This is a genomic window from Nitrospirillum goiasense (assembly GCF_034427435.1).
Lineage (GTDB): Bacteria > Pseudomonadota > Alphaproteobacteria > Azospirillales > Azospirillaceae > Nitrospirillum.
On sequence record NZ_JAXQNP010000003.1, the window covers coordinates 755,052 to 774,191 of the forward strand.

Sequence of the window (19,140 nt, forward strand, 5' to 3'; positions counted from 1 at the left end):
ATCCATACCTTACGACGCGCGGCGTCCGCTGATGTCGCCTGTCACGCGCGCCGATGGTCAGGCTTCTCCGTTACGCGAAGCTCTCACCCCATCATCCCGATCGGAAACACCTCCGAGAAGTGTGAGGGCATAAAGGCTTGTTCAAGCGTCGATCCACAGGATCCGTGTCTGATTTCGGCGCCAATGTATTATTGTTTTTTTAGCGTGGAATAGCTTGATGGCACATGTTCCCCGCCTCTTTTGTCATTGTATGAATAGAATTTCTTATGTACCTGTCCCGATTTATCTTCACCGCTGTCATATTGCTCCAGAACCCAAATCCCCTTACCGGTTGCACCTAGAAAAATTGCTGCATGGTTCCCTTTTGCTCGGTTTCCGTATCGTCCATTCGAGTCGAACGTGGCGATCACGGTGCCGGGCTTCAGCGTCTTGATGACATCGGGGGTCAGCTTTTCCCCCTCTCGCCAGTTACCAGACTTCGCTAAGCCATTGGTCAAAGATCGAACCAAGCTTACACACTGATGTTCGTTCCCAGCGTCTATGTTCGGCGCGGAAGAGAGCCAACCACCGACCTTTTGCGCTTCCGCAATTAGCTCCGTAACCTTAGCGTCCACTTGCGCCGCACTAAGTCCCGCAAAGCCGTCAGCGACCCAACGGCCCGCATCGTCTCGCGCTTCTTGCTGATAGGCATCGTTGGCGGCTTTGCCTAAAGGCGTCTTCGTCGCCCTCTCCACCGGCGGCAACCCCACTCGCACCAGGGCGATGGCCGCCAACGGACGTTTGCCCTCGCTTAACGCGCGTGCGACCGGCGCCAAACGTTGAGCCAAGCGCACACCATCGTCCAGGGTGTGGGGGCGGCCATAGGCTTGGGTCAGCATTGCCGCCAGCCGATCGGGCGTCTGTGGCTGCCATGCGTCTCCCAGACGTCGCAATAAGGGGAGACCGCTACCCAAGAAGGCCCCGTGATCGTTCACATAAGGCAGCCCCCCTTTGGGTGGAGCGCCATCAAAGCAGGCGTCCGCGCGGTGGACGGTGCCAGGCCAAAATTCCGTCGATCGTTGCGGCGGCATGGTGAGCAGACCTTTCCGGTCGCGCCCTTTCCGGGCGCTGACACAGCTTGAGCGAAGATGGCCTGAAGGCTCCCGGGCCTGATGGTTATCAGGCCAGGGAACTGGTTGATATGATGGGTGAGGCCAGCCCCGCCGCCATCTCGGCGTAGACGGCCAGCAGGCCGGTGCCGTCGCCGGCGGGTTGGGCGTGGGCCAGCACCACGGCGTCGCCCTTGTCGGGGCTGCGCCCGATGCGGGCCTTGATGTCGTCCTTGGCCTCGATCTGGATGCCGCGCGCCGTCATCTTCCAGCGCGGCGCCACCAGATCGGCCAGCAGTTCGCGGTCCGGCGGCAGGGCCAGGTCGGCGCCCAACGCGGGCTCCAGCGCCTCACGCAGGCTCCAGTACCATTCGGCGCGGCGGTTGACGAAGCCCAGGCGGCCGCCCCGGTCGCGGGCGCCGCTGGCCGCCGCGGCGTTCATCGCCACCATGCGCAAGCCATGCAGCATGCCGAGATCCTGGACGGAGGCGCCGACGCCGATGGCGTCCACCTGCACCGCGACACCGCCGGGCGTCTCCGCGGCCGTGGCACCCGCCAGGCGCCGGAGGACGAGGCCGACGACGGCGGCGCCATCGGGCGTTTCGCGGCCCGGCACCACATCCAGCGGGGCGAACCAGGCCCCATGACGGGCAGCCAGCACGGTTCGGTCCCGCCCGCCGCGCGCCACGTCCACGCCCAGCGCCACCAGGGGCAGGGTGGCCACACCGGCCGGCTGCCAGCGGGCCATGGCGGCCTCCACCCAGGCGGTGGGGATGACCTGCCAGGGATGGTCCTCCCGCCCCGCGCCGAAGTCGCCGCGCAGCATCTTGCTGCGCAGCGGTTCCGGCAGGGACTGCAGGGTGGCGATATAGCCAGCGCGCATCATCACGGGATTATCCTCCACCCGCGCCGGGATGAAGGTGCGGGACTTGGGCGTCAGCACGTCGCCATCATCCAAGGCTACAGGCTCCGGTCCCGGCACCTCACGATCCTGGCCCTGGCCGTCGGTCACAAACCAGCGCAGTTCGCCCGGCGCGGCCGGGTTGGGATACGTCGGATCCAGCCAGGGCGCCCAGAAGCGGATGACCCAGGCGCCCTCGGCATCGGTGGGTGGGTTGCCGGCGCCGATGACGCGGCAGCGCTGGGCAGGGTCCACGCCCGGGCCCGGACGGTTCCAGCCCACCAGGAAGCGGAACTGCGCCTCGGTGAAATGCGGCAGTTCATCAAAGGCGATCAGGTCGTGGGGCCGGCCTTGGTATTTGTGCACATCGTCGGCATGCTGCACGGCGCCGAACTCGATGATCCGGCCGTCATCCAGGCGCCAGGTCCAATCGGACTTGGACCAGCGTCCCCGGCCACGGAACAACTGCTGGGCACGGTCGGTGACGCCCTTCAGCTGCGGAAATTCGCGGCGGAAGATGATGGACAGGCGGTGGCGGGTGTGGGCAGCACCTAGCAGCAGGTCGGTCTTGCCGCCGCCGGCGGCCCCGCCGTAGTAGAGGAAATCGGCGTCGCTGGTCAGCGCCTGGGTCTGTGGCCCGGGAAAGGGCGCCCAGCGTGTGGCCGCCCGCCGCTCAATCTCCGCCCGAACCACCGTCAGGGCCCGGGTCAAAACCCGCCGCTTCCAGGCGGCGGAGAAGGGCTTCGAGTTGGGCATCGTTCAGGCTTTCCAAGGCCACGGGGTCGATGGGCGGCGAGGCGGCGCCACCACTGCGGGGGGACGGGCCATAGCCCTCGCCCTCGCCCTCAAGCGGACCACCATCGTCGACCTCGCCCGCCTTGCCCCCCCACCCCAAGCGCACCCGGCACCAGAAGATGAGCGAGGGGGCGTGGCCCTCCAACGCTTTGGCGTACAAGGTTTCCACGATACGGGCATGGGCGCGGGCCGCCCCCATCTCCAACTCACGCCCAAAATGGCGGCGCAGCGTACGCGGGCTGATGCCCAGCATGCGGGCGATGACGCCCCGGGGGACCCCCTTGCCGGCCAGATCCGCCACCTCCGCCCGGCGATCATCGCTGATCACCAGGCGGGTGCGGGCGGCACGAGCGGGGGTGAGGGCGGGCAGTGCCTGACTGTCGGTTGCGGGAGGAGAGGATAGGGCTTCAGGTTCCGCCCCCTTGATAAGGGACGGCATGGGCGGCTTCTTGCGCGTCGGCACGGCGGCGCACCTCTCGAAGGCTGCGATGTCTGATGGATGTGATGGATCAGGCCCGCCAGCGGCACCGGAGATCCAGCCTGAAAAACGAAGCGCCCGGCAAGGCGTTCAACCTTCCGGGCGCAAATCGGCATTTCATATTTCGATATATACTGGGATCGGCAATCAGCGTCAAGTCTCTTTTACGCTAACGAAACATTTTCCTTTGACCGCAGGACATACGGCTTACGCGGCCATGAACCAGAGACGCATGCCGTTGATGTGCGGCCGCAATCTGTTAAAAAGGCGCGTTGAGCGGGGAAAGCTCAAGACCATCAAGTTCCCCCCCCCCCCGGCGCATCAATCATCATCGTGGCTCTCCCATGGGGGCCCATCATCAGCCCATGGACTGCCGCGATCCTTGGCCTTCTGCCAATATCTTTGCGCCAGCTCCGTTTTGCCCAACTGCCAATAAAGAAGGGACAAATTGCTGCATGCCGCAGAGCTTCCCGCCAAGCAGGACTTTTTATAAAGGACTTCCGCCGTTTTGGCGTCTATGAAAGACGGGGGCGTACTCAGATAATCGGCAAGCATCGTTGTTATCCAGGTGTCCCCCAGGTGCGCACCAATTTTCAAAAGCGAAACTGCGCCTGCTATGTCACCAGATTCTTCTAGTTTCTGCGCAAGAAGACCAAGATTCTCCAGATCCTTATCGTCAATATTGAGATTGAATCGTTCCTGATCCTCGCTCATTGCCATGCCTCATATTGAATCGGGCAAACATCTGCCGGGGGTGAATTGGCACATCTGCTCCTCAAGAAGCTTACCGGGCAGAAGGGTGAATGGAAATAACCCAGGCACCCTGCGAAGGGCCCGATTAGCAAAATATTCCAACTCCTCCTTTGTCGAAGGGCGTTCTCGATCTTTACCATTCTGATCTTTCCACTGGGTCCATCCGGGTTTGTCGGAATGCGGCCGCAGTTTCTTAAACTGATTCCCACTTCCCGCTTTGCTGCTGGACCAATTGCGTTCACCGTCATATCCAACGGGCAGCACACCTGCGCGCCGCCCATCGTGTGCGAGATCATAGGGGGCGGAATGGATGGCCACTCACAGGTCCTGAATAACCAATCAGCATGGGCCGAATGCGACCGTCTGGGTCAGGCAGGTCCGAAAAACAAAACGCCCGGCAAGGCGTTCAGCCTTCCGGGCGCAAATGGGCATTTCATATTTCGATATATAACCGGATCGGAAAGCAGGGTCAAGCGTCTTTTACACTGCGTGGAAATTTTATGGGGTGGTTTCTCGCGTGAAGGTCTCGAACGTCACCGGTTCATAGCTGTAGCCGCTACCGGTCCAGGACAGCAGTTCATAATGCCTGGGATAGACACCATCTTTGCCCGGCCTGTCAGCGTTGGTGTCTTCGTAAATATGTATCAGCCGCCGATATCCCTTGTCAGATCGCCCCAGCACCAACAGGTCGCCCGGATCCGACCAGATCGGGGTGACGAAGGTCCATCGCTCTCCCCGTTTCTGGTAGAGGTAGACGGTGCATCCGGCGCTACCGCAATGGTAGGCATCGGCCACCGCTAGCAACACTTCCGGCGTACCGTCGTCATCCAGGTCGACTTCCGCATATCGCACCGACTTCCTGGGCGAGTCGACCTGGCTAGGCCGGTCGTCCTGCGGCGTGTTCAGCGCCAAAAGGTCACGTACGAACGCGATTTTCTTGCCACTGATCTCCTTGAAGACGATCAGATCCGCTCCAACCCGCGATTGCGCCCGATTCGCCCCCAGCAGGACCAGCGGCAGCGCGATGATAAGGCTTGCGGCATGCCACATTGACTTCATTTCTTGTCACCTTTCGCCGAAGGCTTTTTAGTGCCGTTCAAATCGGTGTAGGGGATGTTCTGGAAGCCCGCGAGACGGCGCTCCACCTGCTGGAAACGCGACGGCATGGCATCCGCCAAGCCTCGCGTATCTCTTCCCTCATATGTTTGGAAATAGGCGATTACCGCGGCTGAGCCCGCCCGCTGCGCCGCCCCTACCAGCCCCGCTTCCGTAATTTTGATGCTGACGCCAGCGCTACTGACAAAGGTCCGTCCTGCATATCGTTGAATAAGAGGGGCCAAAGCCACTTCCTGAAAGGCAAGAAGCGTAGAAAAAGCGCCTTCTTGGGCATCCTCATTATTAAGGAAATCATCGTCGCTCGAGAGATGGAACGCCTTGGCGAAATCTGTGCGCCCCCATCCATCACTTCCCCAACCGCGCTTCAACTCCAGCCCAATAAGGACACTACTGCGCAGCATGTAGCGCCCCAAGCTGGGATCATCAAACCGGGACTGGTCTGGATCGTTGGCCGCATCTACAGCCTTTCGCTTCGCAGCATAAGCCGGATAAACCGCCCCGGAGGCGATAACCCCAACCAACAAAGCACCAACCAGGATTATTCTAGCGCTATAACAGCTCATCGGTATCCCCCGCTCAGTCGAGCACTACTTATACGCAGCCCAGCACGGCACCATATACATTAAGAATTATACCTCCTCCATGGAATCAATTTTCGTAAGGCACGTCCTGGAACAAGCGCAAACGCGTTTCCACCCATTTCTCATGATCGGTTAGTGGACGACCTTTAGTATCCTTTCCTTTGTATCTTCGTAAATAACTCTTGAGGCCACCGATTCCCACTCGATGGTAGGCGGCAAATAAGCCGGATTTTGTTATCTTAATCGACTGCCCGTGCACGCCCACAAATTTTGACCCCTCATAATCAAGATAAATTTTATTTATCTGTCGATCAACATCCTTCTTATATAAGGAAAATGAAGCCTCTTGCGCATCTTCATTATTTAGAAAATCCGTATCATTTTTTATTCCATATTTCCTTCCAAAATCTGAATCGCACTCATTGGCGTGACGACCCGTCTTAATGCCAAGGCCAACAAGGCTATCTTCCAAAAACTGATACCTTCCGAGAGCGTTATTATCTCCAGCATCTGGATTTTTATTATTTCTGTTCGGATTATGCTTAAAAGCCTGATAACCAAAGGAATCTATATGTCCATTTTCGGACTCTTCCGCCGACGCCACAGCAGCTCGGAGTTGGCTATCCGGCTGTGTCTCCCAAGCGGAACGCCACTGCTTTCCGGACGTCGATGTCGATCCCACAGCCCGGGCCGCAAGCGGACGAGACAAGCCGCCATCTTCCGCATCTGGAGTGGCGATGAATCGGGGACCGGAGCTGGCGGATGCCGTGTCATGACCACCTTCCGATGTCCAGCGCCCGCGGCCGTCGCGGGGTTGGTCGGCCGTGTATTTGGCCACAGCGAAGCCCGCCGCCTTCATCAAGGCTGCCGAACTTATCCCCTGATCCAGAAGCGTTTCCGCCAGGAACAGACGCCATGCGGCGATGTCGGCATCCGGCAGGACGCCCAGGCCGGCATGGGCCAGGTGGATGGCCGCCTGCACAGGCTCATCCGCCGCCAGGGCGCGGCCGGCGGCCCGCACCTTGGCCAGGATGCGCCGCGCCTGCTCCGCCGTGTGGGGACGGTCATAGGCGCTGGCAAGCAAGGCCAGCAGGCGGTCGGCATCGAAATCCAAGGCCTGCGGCGCCCTGGCATCATCGGCGCGCTTGGCCAGCAAGGTGCCGGCGCCCAGGATCAGGCCAGCCGGGGCCAGGACGGGATGCCGGACGATGCCTCGGCACCGGCGGTCCCCCCAAGCCTTCGCCAAGGGGGAATGGTCGAACGCCGCTTCGTCAGTGGAAATGCGCAGGCTCATCGTGTGTCCTCCAACGGCGGTCAGTTACGGGGGATGCGGTAATGATCGGCCAAGGCGTCCAGCGCCGTGGTCAATGCCGCCCAGCCCTGGGGCCAATCGCCGGCCCAGGTGGCCTCGAACCGGCGGGGCATGACCTCGTCGGCACAGAGGCTTTCCACCAAGGTCAGGGCCAGCAGGCCATGGGGGCCGCTGGCCCGGATCAACGCGCGGGCCTGGGCCAGGCGGTCCTCAGTGCGGGCCCAGCGGTCGGGGTCGACATCCGGGCGGGCCACGCCGCTGCCGGACTCCGGCACATAGGCGTGGGGCTTGGGCGCCTCCGCCAAGGACAGCCAAGCGCGCCACAGGCCGCCCACAGCCTGTCCAGCATCGTGCTGCCGCTGGGTCAGGCGGCCACGCAGCAACAGCTGTCCCAAGGGCTGTCCCGCCCGCTGGTCCAGCAATTGAGCCATCGGCAGCGAAACCGGAGCCCCCAGGAGATCGGCCCGGCGCTCGAGCGCCTGGGGCAAGATGGCGGCGTCGGCGGCCTGCACCAGCTGGCCGCAGGCATGGCGGACACCGGCCTTGCGCGGACGGCCCGCCCGGCGGCGGGATGGCGCCTTGCGGGCGCCAGAAGCGGTGACAGCGGAAGCGGGGGCGGGAGGGGTCATTCCGAAGGCGTCCTTTTGCCGTAGAGGGACGTGGCGATGGCTTCCACCGCCAGGCGATCGAATTCGTTGGGCAGGTCATCCAGCCGGATCATGGCGACCCCCCGCTTGTGCCAGGCGGCGGTGGCCATGGAGCGCAAGTCATCGGGCGTGGAGGGCGTGCGACCCAGCCGGCCCTGCAAGCTGGTGGTGACGGGCGCGCCCGCGGCGCGCGACGCCGCCGCGCCTGCCGCGCATGGACGGGGGACGGCACCCCGGGAACTGGGGGACATGGGCTTCCTTTCCTATTTTGGGCTTCAGGACCGGCGGGCCGCATTAGCCCCTGGTCATACCGCCAAGGATAGGATAAAATTCTCCCGTTATCTAGGATATAATTCTCCCGCGACGCCGGTATCGCATCAGGGTAAATTTCCCCACATGACACGTGCCGCCAAAGCCCCCCCAGCACCCCCGCGCCCAGCCCGTTGGCTGAGCGGCTGGGCCACCGTCTGTCGGCGCTGGGCTTCGGGTATGCGGAGTTTGAACGGGCGGCCGGCCTGAACGAAGGCACCATCAAGGGCATCATGTACGGCAAGTCCGCATCCCCCCGGGCGGACACCATTTATAAGATCGCGCGGGGCCTGGGCTGCCGAATCGAGGATTTGATCGGCGAGAGCCGGCTGGGCGACAACTCGGCGGCCGGGACTGGTCATCTCGCCACCCCGCCGTCCGCGCCCTATGCTGGACAGGAACCGCCCCCCTTGCCGGAACATGCCGTTCTGGACGCGGTGCTGGACAAGGTGCGCGCCGCCTACCGCCGGGGCGACCTCGACCTGGCCGCCCAGCTTGTGCGCCTGTTCCAGCTGGACTTGGAAAAGCTGAAGATCGAGCGTGAGATCGCCCAGCGCTGAAGCGCTGTTGCCGCTGACCTCGCCAGCCTGGGCGAAGGAGGTCAGCATGACAGCCACCCCAGGCTTGCCGCCACGTCGCGACTGAGCATCATGTCCGCCGGCCCCCGGGTCTGGCCCGCCGTGGCCACCGGCTCAGCCGGCAGGGCGTCCACCAGATAGAGACGCACACGTAAGCCGCCCGGCGCGTCGGCAGGGGCAGGAGACGTATCGAGCGCGACCCAGGCGTCAGCCGCGATGGCCACGCCCCCTGCCACATGGTGGAGGGAGGGCAGCATATCGACCAGCCGATGGCGGGCCAGCGACAACAACGTCCAGGGCCAGGTATCGCTGACCGCAGCCTCCACCGGCACGCCACCCACCACCACCCGCAGGCGTCGCCCAACGGGCGACACCTCGGGCGTGCCGGGATAAACCTCCCCGGCCAAGGGCAAGCGCTGGTGTGACACGCGACCCGACATTCCACTCCTCTATTCCGCACTGGCGCCGGTCTGGTTCCCGGTGCGCTGTTTCCTGACGAGCTGCGCTCCAGCTGGTTCCCCATGAGGGAGAACCAAGCCGGAGCCCCACTGTGATGCGTACGATATCGTTAATGCGTGGCTGTAACTCCCGATTAACGTGCGCTAGCGGATACGAACCGCCCCTCGGCACACCGTCCGCATGTTCTCTTTACGTTCTCATTTTGCCGCAGGTCGGTCAAGCGGCGGCACTACTGCCACCAGCTGGAGAATTTTCCGGCTTGGATATTTTTCTCCCATTTCGCTTGACGGGGTGTTTTTCTCCTGTCAGGGTAAGTCTCACCGGCCGGCGCCTTCCCCCATCGGCGCCGCCTGGCGACGGCGACCCGCCCCCTGCCCCTCCCTGGGCGGGTCGCCCCTTCCCCGGGGCGGGTAGGCGCCCGAGCGGCAGCCACCGCCCCGGGGTTCATTTTTAAAACCAACGACGGAGCCTCCCCATGTCGCCCGCGTCATCCGCGCCGCCCATTACCGCCCTTCCAACCCGCACCTTGGCCATGCCCGCTTTGGCCGCGCAGGTCCCGGCCCTGGCCCGCCTGGTGGCACACGCGGCACTGAGCATCCGCCTGGCCAGCCGGCGGTTGGAGCAAGGGCATGGCCAAGCCGCCCTGAATGAACTGATGGATACGGCAGCACCGGCGCTGGAGCAGGCACTGGAGGGCATGGGGCGCCTGGAAACCGCCTTGGAGACGCAGGGTCAGACCCGCGAGGCGGACTTGCGCCCGGCGGCCACCTTGCGGGTGCGGATGGAGGCGGCGGCCAGCCTGCTGAAACAGGCCGAGGTACTGGCCCGGGCAGGCCTGCCGGAGGAGGCGGGCGACAGCCGTGAGGCGGCGCTGTGGACGCTGGAGCGCGGCCTGGCCCTGGTGCCGCCCTTCAGCCCCACACCGGCGGCGAACGTCCCCGTCCGCGCCCTGCCCCCCGCTATCCAGCCAACAACGTGATCTCGCCCTGACTCTTGGTGTCAGCGGCGCACCACGGTGGTGCCGCCGCTGCCCCAGGCGCTGACCCCGAGCAGGAAGCCGAAATCGTACCAGCGGCCCGGGTTGGGATAGGCGTAGACACGGGTATCGGAAACCAGGCTGTACAGGAAGCTGAAGGGCGCGATAAGCCCGTGCAGCAGCCCATAGAGGAATCCCGGCAATTCGCGGCCCGCCATGGGGGGCGGCTGGGTGGCACAGGCGCTGAGCAACAGCCCGGCGCCCATGATGGCCGCCCCCAACAGCACGGGCTTGAGCCAGCGCCGTCGACGCGCCTGGAGCGTGGGCGGGGACAGGGGCGGCACGACGGATTGGTCCACTTTAACCTCCCGGACGGAGAACAGGGCAACCCCCGCACTGTCCTGGTGATGCGGTGGAAGGCCAAGCCGGCCAAAAGGCGGCCCCCACGGGTGAACCACGGCCATAGGTCCTATCAGAACGGCGCGGACCAGGATCCGGAAGTCAGAGCCGACTGCGGCCACCACGGAATGACCGGATGCCCGCGATGCTGATCAAGAGCATCCAAACGGGCGAATGCCGGTTGCCTGCCGAGCGACGCGCCAGCGTCCTCGTCCACCCAGCGCGAGCAGGTGGCCGGCGCCACCCGCGGCGCCGGGATATCGCGGTCAACCCCGCCCTGCGGCGCGGCCTGCTGGACGGCGGCCACCGGGGGGTGCTGAGCAGGCGGCGGATCAGCCCGAAGCGCGGCCTTCAGCGGCAAGGCATCCGCAGGCAGCAGGTCAGGCGGCCAGGCCAAGGCCCGGTCGGCCATCCCCGCCCCGACGATCAAGGTCAATGTGAGCAATGCGGCGGCTTGCAGTTTCATGGCGGCCTTCCTCCCCTCGTGTCACGGAAACCGCTGATCACGCTAAAACCTCAAGCAAAGTTGAGGTCAAGCCCCATCAGGGCTTGGTCCACACACGATGACGGACATAACCTGACATCCTTTGTCAGGTATGATCTGATAGGCTGAAAATCATGCGCGCCAGCCGTCTTCTTTCCCTGCTCATGCTGCTTCAGACCCGGGGTCGCCAGACCGCCCAGATCCTGGCCGAGGAGCTTGAGGTCACCGTCCGCACCATCTACCGAGATATCGATGACCTGAGCGCGGCCGGCATCCCCGTCTATGCCGACCGGGGGCGGGAGGGTGGCTTTCAATTGATGGACGGCTATCGCACCCGGCTGACCGGCATGACGGCGCAGGAGGCGGAAAGCCTGTTCCTGGCGGGCCTGCCGGGGCCGGCGGCGGACCTGGGGCTGGGCGACACCTTGGCCGCCGCCCAGTTGAAGCTGCTGGCCGCCCTGCCCGAGCAGGGACGCCAGATGGCCGCGCGCCTGAACGCCCGCATCCACCTGGACCCCGTGGGCTGGTTCCAGGAACCGGGCAAGGTGGACATCCTGCCCGACATCGCCCGCGCGGTATGGAATGAGCAGGTCATCCGCATGCGCTATGAGCGCTGGACCGGGATCGTGGAGCGGACGGTGGAGCCCCTGGGGTTGGTGCTGAAGGGCGGCGTCTGGTATTTGGTCGCCCGGTCACGGACGGAGACGGACCAGCCGGACGCGAACACGGCGCCCCCGGCGCCCCGCACCTACCGCATCTCCAGCATCCTGGCCCACACGGTGCTGGAGCGGCGGTTCGACCGCCCGGCCGACTTCGACCTGCCCGCCCATTGGCAGGCATCGCTGCACAGCTTCGAGGCGGGCCTTTACATCGGCACGGCGCGGGTGAAGGCCACGGCCACCGGCCTGAAATTGTTGCGCAACCTGGGGCCGGCCTTCAATGAACGGATCAGCGCCTCACTGCAGCCGGCCAGCGCCGATGGCTGGGCGGAGGCCGACATCCCGCTGGAATCGGTGGAATGGACCGCCCGCCAGCTGTTGGGCCTGGGCCTCACGGTGGAGGTGCTGGGCCCGCCGGAGCTGCGCGCCCATATGGCCGAACTGGCGGCGGATCTGCACCGCCGGTATCAGACAACGCCGACGGCTGAAACGGAAAGGGCACCGGCGTCGCCACCGGTGCCCCCTTCCGACGATGATCCACCGGATCAGTAGGTGACCGTCATCTTGGCGGAAATGAAACGGGGCGGCGCCGGCTGATAGCTGGGCAGGTTGGCCGCCACGCCGTTGTAGGGCTGGGCGTTGTTGCCGAAGTTGATGCCGCCCAGATAGCGCTTGTCGAACAGGTTGGTGACCGACAGCACCAGGCGGGTGTTGAACCGGCCGGTCAGCGATTCCGGCAGGGTGTACCCGGCCGCAACGTCGAAGGTGTAGAAGGACGGCACCTCCTCGTCATTGGTCAGGCTGCTGAAGCGGTGGGCGGTGTACTTGCCCTGGATCTGGGCGAAGTAGTTGTCCCGCTCATAGCGCAGCAGCGAGGACACCAGCCATTCCGGCGTATCGGTCAGCTGCTTGCCCGCCGTCGGCAGGGGAACGGTCGTGCCGTTGGCCAGGCCGACATAAATGTCGTTCTTCAGATGGCTCTGGGTGTAGGCCGCCGACAGATAAGCGGAGAAGCCATCGATGGGCTTCGTGCCGACCTCGGCCTCCATGCCCTTGATGATGACGCCGCCGATGTTCTTCGACACCGTGGTGTTGGCGGTGACGTCGAACAGCGACTGCTGGCGGTTGCTGTAGTTGGTGTTGAAGATCGTGAAGGAGCTGATGAACCACGGCCCGCCGTAGCGGTAGCCCGCCTCCAGATCCACCGTCGTTTCCGGCTGGATGGTGGAGAGGTTCACGCCCGGGGTGTAGAGGGCGGAGTTGTCGGTGGCGCGGAAAGTCTGGGTGGCCGAGACGAAGACCTGGTTGCTGTCGTCGATATGATAGACGGCGCCGGCGCTGGGCACGAACTTGCCCTGGTCCAGTTCCGGCCGGGTCGGCGCCACGGCGTTGCCGGCGGTGCGCAGGCTGACCGGCAGATAGTTGATGCCGCTGCGGTTGATCTGCGAGTGCTGCAGGCCGACGCTGAGCGCCAGCTTGTCATCGAACAGGTTCAGGGTGTCGACCACGAAGGGGCGCACCACTTCCGTCGTCGTCTTCTGGTCCTGGGTGCGAACCACGGAACCATCGGCCCGGACCACGTGCTCGTTATAAAGGTCGGGCCACAGGCTGACCGGGTTGCCGTAGGCGTCCACCGACAGCAGCGGCTTCCATTCCCGCAGCTTGCCGATTTCATACTGGAAGCCCACGACCAGCTCGTTATGACCATAGCTCCACTTCCCGCGCGTCAGGAAGCCGGGACGCATCTGCTGCTGGGCGAAGGGGTTGTAAAACAGCTTGGTGTCCAGCTTGTCGCCGTCGCCGTTGAGGTCGACGCCCGTGAACTTCTGCCCCTGGACGCCGAACTGCGCCGCGTTGGTCTCGGAGAAATAGCCGGCGGTGCCGCCGCCGCCGAAGCCGTACCAGAGATAGGGCTGGACATCGAGGCGGATGCTGTCGGTCAGGGCGAAGTTGCCCTTCACCGACACCACCAGGTTTTCAAACGGATTGGTGGCCAGCTTGTAGTAGTTGGAGCGCTGGGTCAGCAGCGGGCCGTTGTTGTCGTTCTGCACCGTGCCGTTCACCGCCGGCGCGGTGGGGGCATAGGCGGTGGCGAAGTTGAAGTCATAGCCGTATTGAGCCAGCTGCGCCTTGTTCAGCGCCTGGTAGGAATAGGTTTCGGCCGTGTTGTAGAAGGCGCTGAGCGCGATGCGGCTGCTGTCGCCGATATCATGGGCAATGGAGGCGTCGACATGCTGGCGCTTGGTCGTGCCCTCGCCGCGCCACACGTCCACCGCGGCGTTGGAGTAGGAGATGAACGCCTTGGTGCGGAAGCCGATGTCGCCGGTATCCACGCGCACGAATTCACGGCGCAGGCTGTTGTCGCCCAGGCCCTGCTGCACCATGACATGGAAGTCGTCGGACGGCTTCTGGATCACCATGCCGATGTTGCCGCCCGTCTCACCCACGTTGGGGGTATCGGCGTCGCCCGCCCCCTGCATGATGTAGACCTGGGAGAGGTTCTCGGCGTCGATATATTCCTGGGGATAGACGTTGAAGGTGCCGCTGTCGTTCACCGGCACGCCGTCCAGGATCAGCCCGATCTGGTTGGACTGGAAGCCGCGCACGGAAATGGCGCCGCGACCGGTGCCAGTGGCGTCACGCCCGTTGGAGTTGACGCCCGGCGCCAGGTTGATCAGCTGGAAGGGGTTGGCCGCCGCCGGCTGGTCCTTGATGAATTCTTGCGTTACGGAGGAGGCGGACTTCGGCGCCTCCTGCACCGTGATCATACCGTTGGCGTTCACCGGCCGGCTGCCGTTGACCAGGATGGTTTCCACGTCGCCAGCCGAGGAGGCCTCCTGCGCCATGGCGCCAGCGCACACCACCACGTTGAGCGCCACACCGGCCAACAGCAGGCCGCGCAGGCGTGAGCGTTCGCGGGCGGCCGCACCGCCCCGCGTGAACATCATCATGAGAATCCCCCGATATTTATCCAACCGGCACCCTGCTTCCCAACGGGCGCCATCAATGTTTGTGCATTTGCACTAACATTGGAATGTTGCAGTTTCAAGACGTTGGCGGGAAAGCTCGGGGGCAGTATGCCCTTTGGGCTTCGCAAGCGCGAATTTGACAGAAACTTGATCAAACGGTCAGGTTTTGTGACTGTTTTCTGACCGCACGGTCAGACAAATTGCCGCACCTTCGGCCCGCAATGTCGCACGGAAAAGGCGAATCGGCGCAAAATCGCGACGATCGCATCTCGGGGCGTCATGTGAGGACACGGTCGGCGCTCAGCCGCCCTTCTTCCCCTTGCCTTTGCCCTTGGCGGGCAGGTCTGCCACCGTCAGCCGGCCATCGGCGACAGCCTGCTTCAGCAGGACATGGTCCGCCGCGCTGATCTCAGCATAGCCGGCGGCGAAATCGGCCACAGCCTCATCAAAGGTCTCGGAAGTGCCGAGATAGCCGGCGATGAGCGCGGCATCGCCGGAGCGGGCGTGGGCCCGGGCCAGCGTGGCGCCGCACAGGGTGGCATAGAAGTCCAGGCGATCGCTTTCCATCAAGGTGCCGGCCGACGCCAAGCGGCGGTCCTTCAACTGGCGGATATAGAAATGGCGGCCCGCATCATCCGCCGCCCAGCCCAGGAAACCATCGCTGACCGTCTGCAGGGTGCGCTGTCCCACCACCACCCGCTGCCCCTGGTTGGCGTAGGGGGAGGGTCCGGCATAAGGCGCGAGGACGGACGCGGTCGCCTCCTTCACCTGCAGGAATAGCGGGTGGCCATCGGGGTCGATGAACAGGCCGATGGCGCAGAAGGTGCCGACGGAACCGACGCCCACCACCTTGAAGGCCACGTCGGCCAACTGATAGCGGTCGATGAGGAAGCGCCGTTCCTCCGGCAAGGTGTCCCGGTAGCGGGCGAACAGGGCGCGGGCGCGCAGGGCCGCCTGGCCCTGACGGTCCGTCTCTTCATCGAAATGATAGATCAGGGGCGGGGCGTCCCGGATGCGCGCCTCACGCCCGTCACCCTCGGCCAGGCGGGGGAAATCGTCGCCGGCCGACGGCGTGGCCGCGGCCTTGGCCAGCACGTCCATTTCCTTGGCGCGGGCGGCCTCATCCTGGATGCATTGCGCCATGGCGGTAATGTCCACCCGGCTGCTCCAGGCGACCAGCGGGTCCAGCGTCGCCAGTTCGGCCATGCGCAGCCGATAGGCGGTGACGGCGGCCCGCGCCATGTCCTTCGCGGCGCCGGGCGCGTGACCGGCGTCCTGGGCGGCCAGCACCAGGGACGCCGCCAGACGCTTCACATCCCATTCGAAGGGAGCCGACTGCGTCTCGTCAAAGTCATTGAGGTCGAAGACCGCCCGCCCCTCCGGACTGGCGTAGACGCCGAAGTTCATCAGGTGGCAGTCGCCGGACGCCTGGACGCGGATGCCGCTGACGGGCAGTTGCCCCAGGTCGCGGGCCATGACCGCCGCGGCGCCACGCAGGAAGGTGAAAGGGCTGGCCGCCATGCGGGCCCAGCGCACCGGCAGCAGCGACTGGATGCGCTGGGCGGAGGTCGACAGCAGCAGGGCGATGGGATCGGACCGGCCCGCCAGGGCGGGCAGGACAGCGTTGCCGGAGCGGGGGGCGGCGTCGCGCAGGGCCTTGCCGGCGTCCTTGCGTTTTACCGCAGGCAGGGCGCGCAGGGCGGCGAGATCGGGCATAGGGCGTCTCCGGGCAATGGGGGCTCGGGAAGGCGGCGGTTCGGAAAGGCGGCGGAGCCGCGCGGCGAGCGCCAAAGTGTCGGAATGGATTATGGCACCGATACGAACCCCGCCCAAAAGGTCGGGTCACAAACGCGGCGGCGCGTGAGGCGTTTAGGGGCGGACTTTAACCGGACGCTGATCGTTCCCTGCCTGGGCATGGAAACAACACACCACGAAAACGACAACAGCCCGCACCGTCACGTTACCGCGACGCGGACCTAAGCATTTGATTTTTGGGAAGTTCGGATGGTGCTGCCAGAGAGGATTGAACTCTCGACCTCTCCCTTACCAAGGGAGTGCTCTACCACTGAGCTACGGCAGCGCCCGTCCGGTGGGCGGGGTAATTGCCACAGGGGCGGAGGGGATGCAAGCCTTTTGAGCGAAGAAAATGAAAGAATTTTGATCGGAGCGTTGGCGGCGCCCCGCTTCGCCAGGCCGAAACCCTTGGCGTGCCGCCATTCTGCGCCTATTTTCGAGGCCCCGCGATAGACCACAAGGCCTGGGCACCCGCACCAGCCGCCCCCTTAGGAGTAGCCCCACCCCATGACCGACAAGCCGCCCGCGAAATCCGGCGCCGATAAGACCATGACCCGGGAAGAGCGCCTGGCCGCCGCCCTGCGCGAGAACCTGCGCCGCCGCAAGGTGCAGTCGCGCGAGCGGGAGGACGCCACCGACACCCCGGCGGGCGGCAACGAATAAGCCCGGCGGCTTAACCACATGTGGTGGGTGCGGCCGCACACCGGCGCCCATTCCTGGTGCGTATCCCGGCCAGACAGGTGACAGAGTCACCTTGAGCGGCGGACAGGGAGGGTCTAAGAAGGGGAAGAGCACCATTTGTGCACGTCCCATCGACCCCGACCGCAGGAGCGACGCCCATGGCCATCATGCCCGACACCTGGATCCGCGACATGGCGCAGAACCGGGGCATGATCGAACCGTTCGTGGAGGCGCAGAAGCGCGAGGGCGTGATCTCCTACGGCTTGTCCTCCTACGGCTATGACGCGCGGGTGGCGGACGAGTTCAAAATCTTCACCAACGTCGACAGCGCCATCGTCGACCCCAAGCGGTTCGACGACGCCAGCTTCGTGGATCGCAAGACCGATGTTTGCGTCATCCCGCCCAACAGCTTCGCGCTGGCCCGCACGGTGGAGTATTTCCGCGTCCCCCGTAACGTGCTGGTGATCTGCCTGGGCAAGAGCACCTACGCCCGCTGCGGCCTGATTGTGAACGTCACGCCGCTGGAGCCGGAGTGGGAGGGCCACGTGACCCTGGAAATCAGCAACACCACGCCCCTGCCCGCCAAGGTCTACGCCAACGAGGGGCTGTGCCAGTTCCTGTTCCTCAAGGGCGACACCATCTGCGAGACGTCCTACGCCGACCGCTCGGGCAAGTACATGGGCCAGCGCGGCGTGACCTTGCCGCGCCTGTAATCACTAACCCCCGGGGCCGTTTGGGCGGCGGCCCGCCGTCGCCCCAATTCCGCCACACCGTTTCGTCATTACCCTTTCCGCCTTTACCCTTTTCGCCATCTCAGCCGGCACCGCCCGACACCGGGCCCAAGACCGGCATGTTCGAACCGATCGGCCCTTTCCCATGGACAAGTTACGCATCCGCGGCGGCGCGCCGCTGAACGGCAGCATCCGCATCAGCGGCGCCAAGAACGCGGCCCTGCCGCTGATGGCCGCCTGTCTCCTGACCGAGGGGACGCTGACGCTGGACAACCTGCCCCACCTGGCCGACATCACCACCATGGCCAACCTGCTGGCCCAGCATGGGGTGGACATGGTGTACGAGGGGGGCGCCACCTCCTGCGCCCAGCGGGCGGTGAACCTGACCGCCGCCACCATCACCTCCACCGAGGCGCCTTACGACCTGGTGCGCAAGATGCGCGCCAGCGTGCTGGTGCTGGGCCCGTTGGTGGCCCGCTTCGGCCAAGCCAAGGTGTCGCTGCCCGGCGGCTGCGCCATCGGCACCCGCCCCGTCGACCTGCACATCAAGGGGCTGCAGGCCATGGGCGCCAAGATCGAGCTTGAGGCCGGCTACATCCACGCCTCCGCCCCGGACGGGTTGCGGGGGGCCGAGTTCGTCTTCCCCCAGGTGTCGGTGGGCGCCACGGAGAACCTGCTGATGGCCGCCTGCCTGGCCAAGGGCGAGACGGTTCTGATCAACGCCGCGCGTGAGCCGGAGATCACCGATCTGGCCCACTGTCTGGTCGCCATGGGCGCCGAGATTCATGGTATCGGCACCGACCGCCTGCACATCGTGGGCAAGCCGACGCTGCACGGCGCCCGCCACCGCATCGTGTCCGACCGCATCGAGACGGGCACCTATGTCATGGCCGCCGCCATCACCGGGGGCGAGCTGGAACTGGTGGGGGGCAACCTTGAGCACATCCAGGCCGTGGCCACGGCCCTGACGGGCGCGGAGGTGGTGTTCACCCCCACCGACACCGGCTTCAAGGTGAAGCGCGCCAATGGTGAGGTGCTGGGCGTGGACGTGATGACGGAGCCCTTCCCCGGCTTCCCCACGGACCTGCAGGCCCAGATGATGGCCCTGATGTGCACGGCCAAGGGCGCCTCGATGATCACCGAGACCATCTTCGAGAACCGCTTCATGCATGTGCCGGAACTGGCGCGCATGGGCGCCAACATCACGGTCCACGGTTCGTCCGCCCTGGTGCGCGGCGTGCCGCGCCTGACCGGCGCGCCGGTAATGGCGACGGACCTGCGCGCCTCGGTCTCGCTGGTGCTGGCCGGCCTGGCCGCGCAGGGTGAAACCACCGTCAACCGCATCTACCACCTGGATCGCGGCTATGAGCGCATTGAGGACAAGCTGAACGCCTGCGGCGCCCAGATGGAGCGCCTGAAGGGCGACTGAG

Annotated in this window: 20 protein-coding genes and 1 tRNA gene; 6 read left to right on the top strand and 15 right to left on the bottom strand. The window is 64.9% G+C overall.

Translation table 11 applies throughout. The features are described from left to right. Positions 1 to 188: 188 nt before the first annotated feature. The 9 genes from ULB03_RS17770 to ULB03_RS17810 all read right to left on the bottom strand — a co-directional run bounded on the left by ULB03_RS17770 (position 189) and on the right by ULB03_RS17810 (position 7,922). Complete coding sequence (locus ULB03_RS17770; RefSeq protein ID WP_322484444.1) at positions 189 to 878, bottom strand: BPSL0067 family protein; 690 nt, start codon at positions 876 to 878, stop codon at positions 189 to 191. Between the two features lie 280 nt (positions 879 to 1,158). Next, on the bottom strand, positions 1,159 to 2,745 hold the full coding sequence (locus ULB03_RS17775) for a terminase family protein (protein WP_322484445.1): 1,587 nt from the start codon (positions 2,743 to 2,745) through the stop codon (positions 1,159 to 1,161). Beyond that, entirely contained in the window at positions 2,663 to 3,223 is a 561-nt protein-coding gene (locus ULB03_RS17780) for a helix-turn-helix domain-containing protein (protein ID WP_322484446.1), read from the bottom strand. Before ULB03_RS17780 ends, ULB03_RS17775 begins: the two co-directional genes overlap by 83 nt. A gap of 360 nt (positions 3,224 to 3,583) precedes the next feature. Further along, a complete protein-coding gene (locus ULB03_RS17785) occupies positions 3,584 to 3,976 on the bottom strand; it encodes an SEL1-like repeat protein (RefSeq protein ID WP_322484447.1) in 393 nt (130 codons plus the stop codon). Between the two features lie 537 nt (positions 3,977 to 4,513). Further along, the gene (locus tag ULB03_RS17790) at positions 4,514 to 5,074 is read right to left on the bottom strand and encodes a hypothetical protein (protein WP_322484448.1); all 561 of its coding nucleotides are present in this window, start codon (positions 5,072 to 5,074) and stop codon (positions 4,514 to 4,516) included. After that, positions 5,071 to 5,694, bottom strand: a complete 624-nt coding sequence (locus tag ULB03_RS17795; RefSeq protein ID WP_322484449.1) for a hypothetical protein — start codon at positions 5,692 to 5,694, stop codon at positions 5,071 to 5,073. Before ULB03_RS17795 ends, ULB03_RS17790 begins: the two co-directional genes overlap by 4 nt. A gap of 85 nt (positions 5,695 to 5,779) precedes the next feature. Next, positions 5,780 to 7,006, bottom strand: a complete 1,227-nt coding sequence (locus ULB03_RS17800; protein ID WP_322484450.1) for a hypothetical protein — start codon at positions 7,004 to 7,006, stop codon at positions 5,780 to 5,782. 20 nt (positions 7,007 to 7,026) lie between these two features. Continuing rightward, positions 7,027 to 7,653: a hypothetical protein gene (locus ULB03_RS17805; RefSeq protein ID WP_322484451.1), complete on the bottom strand. Its 627-nt coding sequence runs from the start codon at positions 7,651 to 7,653 to the stop codon at positions 7,027 to 7,029. After that, positions 7,650 to 7,922, bottom strand: a complete 273-nt coding sequence (locus ULB03_RS17810; RefSeq protein ID WP_322484452.1) for a hypothetical protein — start codon at positions 7,920 to 7,922, stop codon at positions 7,650 to 7,652. The genes ULB03_RS17805 and ULB03_RS17810 overlap by 4 nt, the downstream gene beginning before the upstream one ends. Before the next feature lie 192 nt (positions 7,923 to 8,114). Between ULB03_RS17810 and ULB03_RS17815 the strand changes: the two genes are divergently transcribed. Beyond that, positions 8,115 to 8,540, top strand: coding sequence for a helix-turn-helix domain-containing protein (locus ULB03_RS17815; protein ID WP_322484453.1), 426 nt, complete (start codon positions 8,115 to 8,117; stop codon positions 8,538 to 8,540). 41 nt (positions 8,541 to 8,581) lie between these two features. Here ULB03_RS17815 and ULB03_RS17820 read toward each other — a convergent pair whose 3' ends face one another. After that, entirely contained in the window at positions 8,582 to 8,998 is a 417-nt protein-coding gene (locus ULB03_RS17820) for a hypothetical protein (protein ID WP_322484454.1), read from the bottom strand. Between the two features lie 494 nt (positions 8,999 to 9,492). Here ULB03_RS17820 and ULB03_RS17825 point away from each other — a divergent pair, with 494 nt between their 5' ends. Further along, positions 9,493 to 9,996, top strand: coding sequence for a hypothetical protein (locus tag ULB03_RS17825; RefSeq protein WP_322484455.1), 504 nt, complete (start codon positions 9,493 to 9,495; stop codon positions 9,994 to 9,996). 20 nt (positions 9,997 to 10,016) lie between these two features. On the opposite strand, the gene ULB03_RS17830 is transcribed toward ULB03_RS17825, so the two are convergent. Both ULB03_RS17830 and ULB03_RS17835 read right to left on the bottom strand, forming a co-directional pair. Next, positions 10,017 to 10,352, bottom strand: coding sequence for a hypothetical protein (locus tag ULB03_RS17830; RefSeq protein WP_322484456.1), 336 nt, complete (start codon positions 10,350 to 10,352; stop codon positions 10,017 to 10,019). A gap of 113 nt (positions 10,353 to 10,465) precedes the next feature. Next, positions 10,466 to 10,858, bottom strand: coding sequence for a hypothetical protein (locus tag ULB03_RS17835; RefSeq protein WP_322484457.1), 393 nt, complete (start codon positions 10,856 to 10,858; stop codon positions 10,466 to 10,468). 152 nt (positions 10,859 to 11,010) lie between these two features. Between ULB03_RS17835 and ULB03_RS17840 the strand changes: the two genes are divergently transcribed. After that, complete coding sequence (locus tag ULB03_RS17840) at positions 11,011 to 12,087, top strand: helix-turn-helix transcriptional regulator (RefSeq protein WP_322484458.1); 1,077 nt, start codon at positions 11,011 to 11,013, stop codon at positions 12,085 to 12,087. Here ULB03_RS17840 and ULB03_RS17845 read toward each other — a convergent pair. From ULB03_RS17845 to ULB03_RS17855, 3 genes are all read right to left on the bottom strand, one after another. Next, positions 12,081 to 14,486: a TonB-dependent receptor gene (locus ULB03_RS17845; RefSeq protein WP_322484459.1), complete on the bottom strand. Its 2,406-nt coding sequence runs from the start codon at positions 14,484 to 14,486 to the stop codon at positions 12,081 to 12,083. The genes ULB03_RS17840 and ULB03_RS17845 overlap by 7 nt on opposite strands. 318 nt (positions 14,487 to 14,804) lie before the next feature. Further along, positions 14,805 to 16,220: a DUF2252 domain-containing protein gene (locus ULB03_RS17850; RefSeq protein ID WP_322484460.1), complete on the bottom strand. Its 1,416-nt coding sequence runs from the start codon at positions 16,218 to 16,220 to the stop codon at positions 14,805 to 14,807. Between the two features lie 289 nt (positions 16,221 to 16,509). After that, a tRNA-Thr gene (locus tag ULB03_RS17855) sits at positions 16,510 to 16,584 on the bottom strand. A gap of 221 nt (positions 16,585 to 16,805) precedes the next feature. On the opposite strand from ULB03_RS17855, the gene ULB03_RS17860 reads away from it, so the two are divergent. The 3 genes from ULB03_RS17860 to murA all read left to right on the top strand — a co-directional run bounded on the left by ULB03_RS17860 (position 16,806) and on the right by murA (position 19,139). Further along, positions 16,806 to 16,961 carry a hypothetical protein gene (locus ULB03_RS17860; protein WP_322484461.1) on the top strand — a complete coding sequence of 52 codons (156 nt, stop codon included), beginning with the start codon at positions 16,806 to 16,808 and terminating at the stop codon, positions 16,959 to 16,961. A gap of 176 nt (positions 16,962 to 17,137) precedes the next feature. Further along, positions 17,138 to 17,692, top strand: a complete 555-nt coding sequence (gene dcd, locus ULB03_RS17865) for a dCTP deaminase (protein WP_322484462.1) — start codon at positions 17,138 to 17,140, stop codon at positions 17,690 to 17,692. A gap of 163 nt (positions 17,693 to 17,855) precedes the next feature. After that, the gene (gene murA, locus ULB03_RS17870; protein WP_322484463.1) at positions 17,856 to 19,139 is read left to right on the top strand and encodes a UDP-N-acetylglucosamine 1-carboxyvinyltransferase; all 1,284 of its coding nucleotides are present in this window, start codon (positions 17,856 to 17,858) and stop codon (positions 19,137 to 19,139) included. Position 19,140: the final 1 nt, after the last annotated feature.

Excerpts from the sequence above, each read along its gene's own strand:
- ULB03_RS17770 (WP_322484444.1), bottom strand. The coding sequence starts at position 878 with ATGCTGACCCAAGCCTATGGCCGCCCCCACACCCTGGACGATGGTGTG.
- ULB03_RS17775 (WP_322484445.1), bottom strand. The coding sequence starts at position 2,745 with ATGCCCAACTCGAAGCCCTTCTCCGCCGCCTGGAAGCGGCGGGTTTTG.
- ULB03_RS17780 (WP_322484446.1), bottom strand. The coding sequence starts at position 3,223 with ATGCCGTCCCTTATCAAGGGGGCGGAACCTGAAGCCCTATCCTCTCCT.
- ULB03_RS17785 (WP_322484447.1), bottom strand. The coding sequence starts at position 3,976 with ATGAGCGAGGATCAGGAACGATTCAATCTCAATATTGACGATAAGGAT.
- ULB03_RS17790 (WP_322484448.1), bottom strand. The coding sequence starts at position 5,074 with ATGAAGTCAATGTGGCATGCCGCAAGCCTTATCATCGCGCTGCCGCTG.
- ULB03_RS17795 (WP_322484449.1), bottom strand. The coding sequence starts at position 5,694 with ATGAGCTGTTATAGCGCTAGAATAATCCTGGTTGGTGCTTTGTTGGTT.
- ULB03_RS17800 (WP_322484450.1), bottom strand. The coding sequence starts at position 7,006 with ATGAGCCTGCGCATTTCCACTGACGAAGCGGCGTTCGACCATTCCCCC.
- ULB03_RS17805 (WP_322484451.1), bottom strand. The coding sequence starts at position 7,653 with ATGACCCCTCCCGCCCCCGCTTCCGCTGTCACCGCTTCTGGCGCCCGC.
- ULB03_RS17810 (WP_322484452.1), bottom strand. The coding sequence starts at position 7,922 with ATGTCCCCCAGTTCCCGGGGTGCCGTCCCCCGTCCATGCGCGGCAGGC.
- ULB03_RS17820 (WP_322484454.1), bottom strand. The coding sequence starts at position 8,998 with ATGTCGGGTCGCGTGTCACACCAGCGCTTGCCCTTGGCCGGGGAGGTT.
- ULB03_RS17825 (WP_322484455.1), top strand. The coding sequence starts at position 9,493 with ATGTCGCCCGCGTCATCCGCGCCGCCCATTACCGCCCTTCCAACCCGC.
- ULB03_RS17835 (WP_322484457.1), bottom strand. The coding sequence starts at position 10,858 with ATGAAACTGCAAGCCGCCGCATTGCTCACATTGACCTTGATCGTCGGG.
- ULB03_RS17840 (WP_322484458.1), top strand. The coding sequence starts at position 11,011 with ATGCGCGCCAGCCGTCTTCTTTCCCTGCTCATGCTGCTTCAGACCCGG.
- ULB03_RS17845 (WP_322484459.1), bottom strand. The coding sequence starts at position 14,486 with ATGATGATGTTCACGCGGGGCGGTGCGGCCGCCCGCGAACGCTCACGC.
- ULB03_RS17850 (WP_322484460.1), bottom strand. The coding sequence starts at position 16,220 with ATGCCCGATCTCGCCGCCCTGCGCGCCCTGCCTGCGGTAAAACGCAAG.
- ULB03_RS17860 (WP_322484461.1), top strand. The coding sequence starts at position 16,806 with ATGACCGACAAGCCGCCCGCGAAATCCGGCGCCGATAAGACCATGACC.
- dcd (WP_322484462.1), top strand. The coding sequence starts at position 17,138 with ATGGCCATCATGCCCGACACCTGGATCCGCGACATGGCGCAGAACCGG.
- murA (WP_322484463.1), top strand. The coding sequence starts at position 17,856 with ATGGACAAGTTACGCATCCGCGGCGGCGCGCCGCTGAACGGCAGCATC.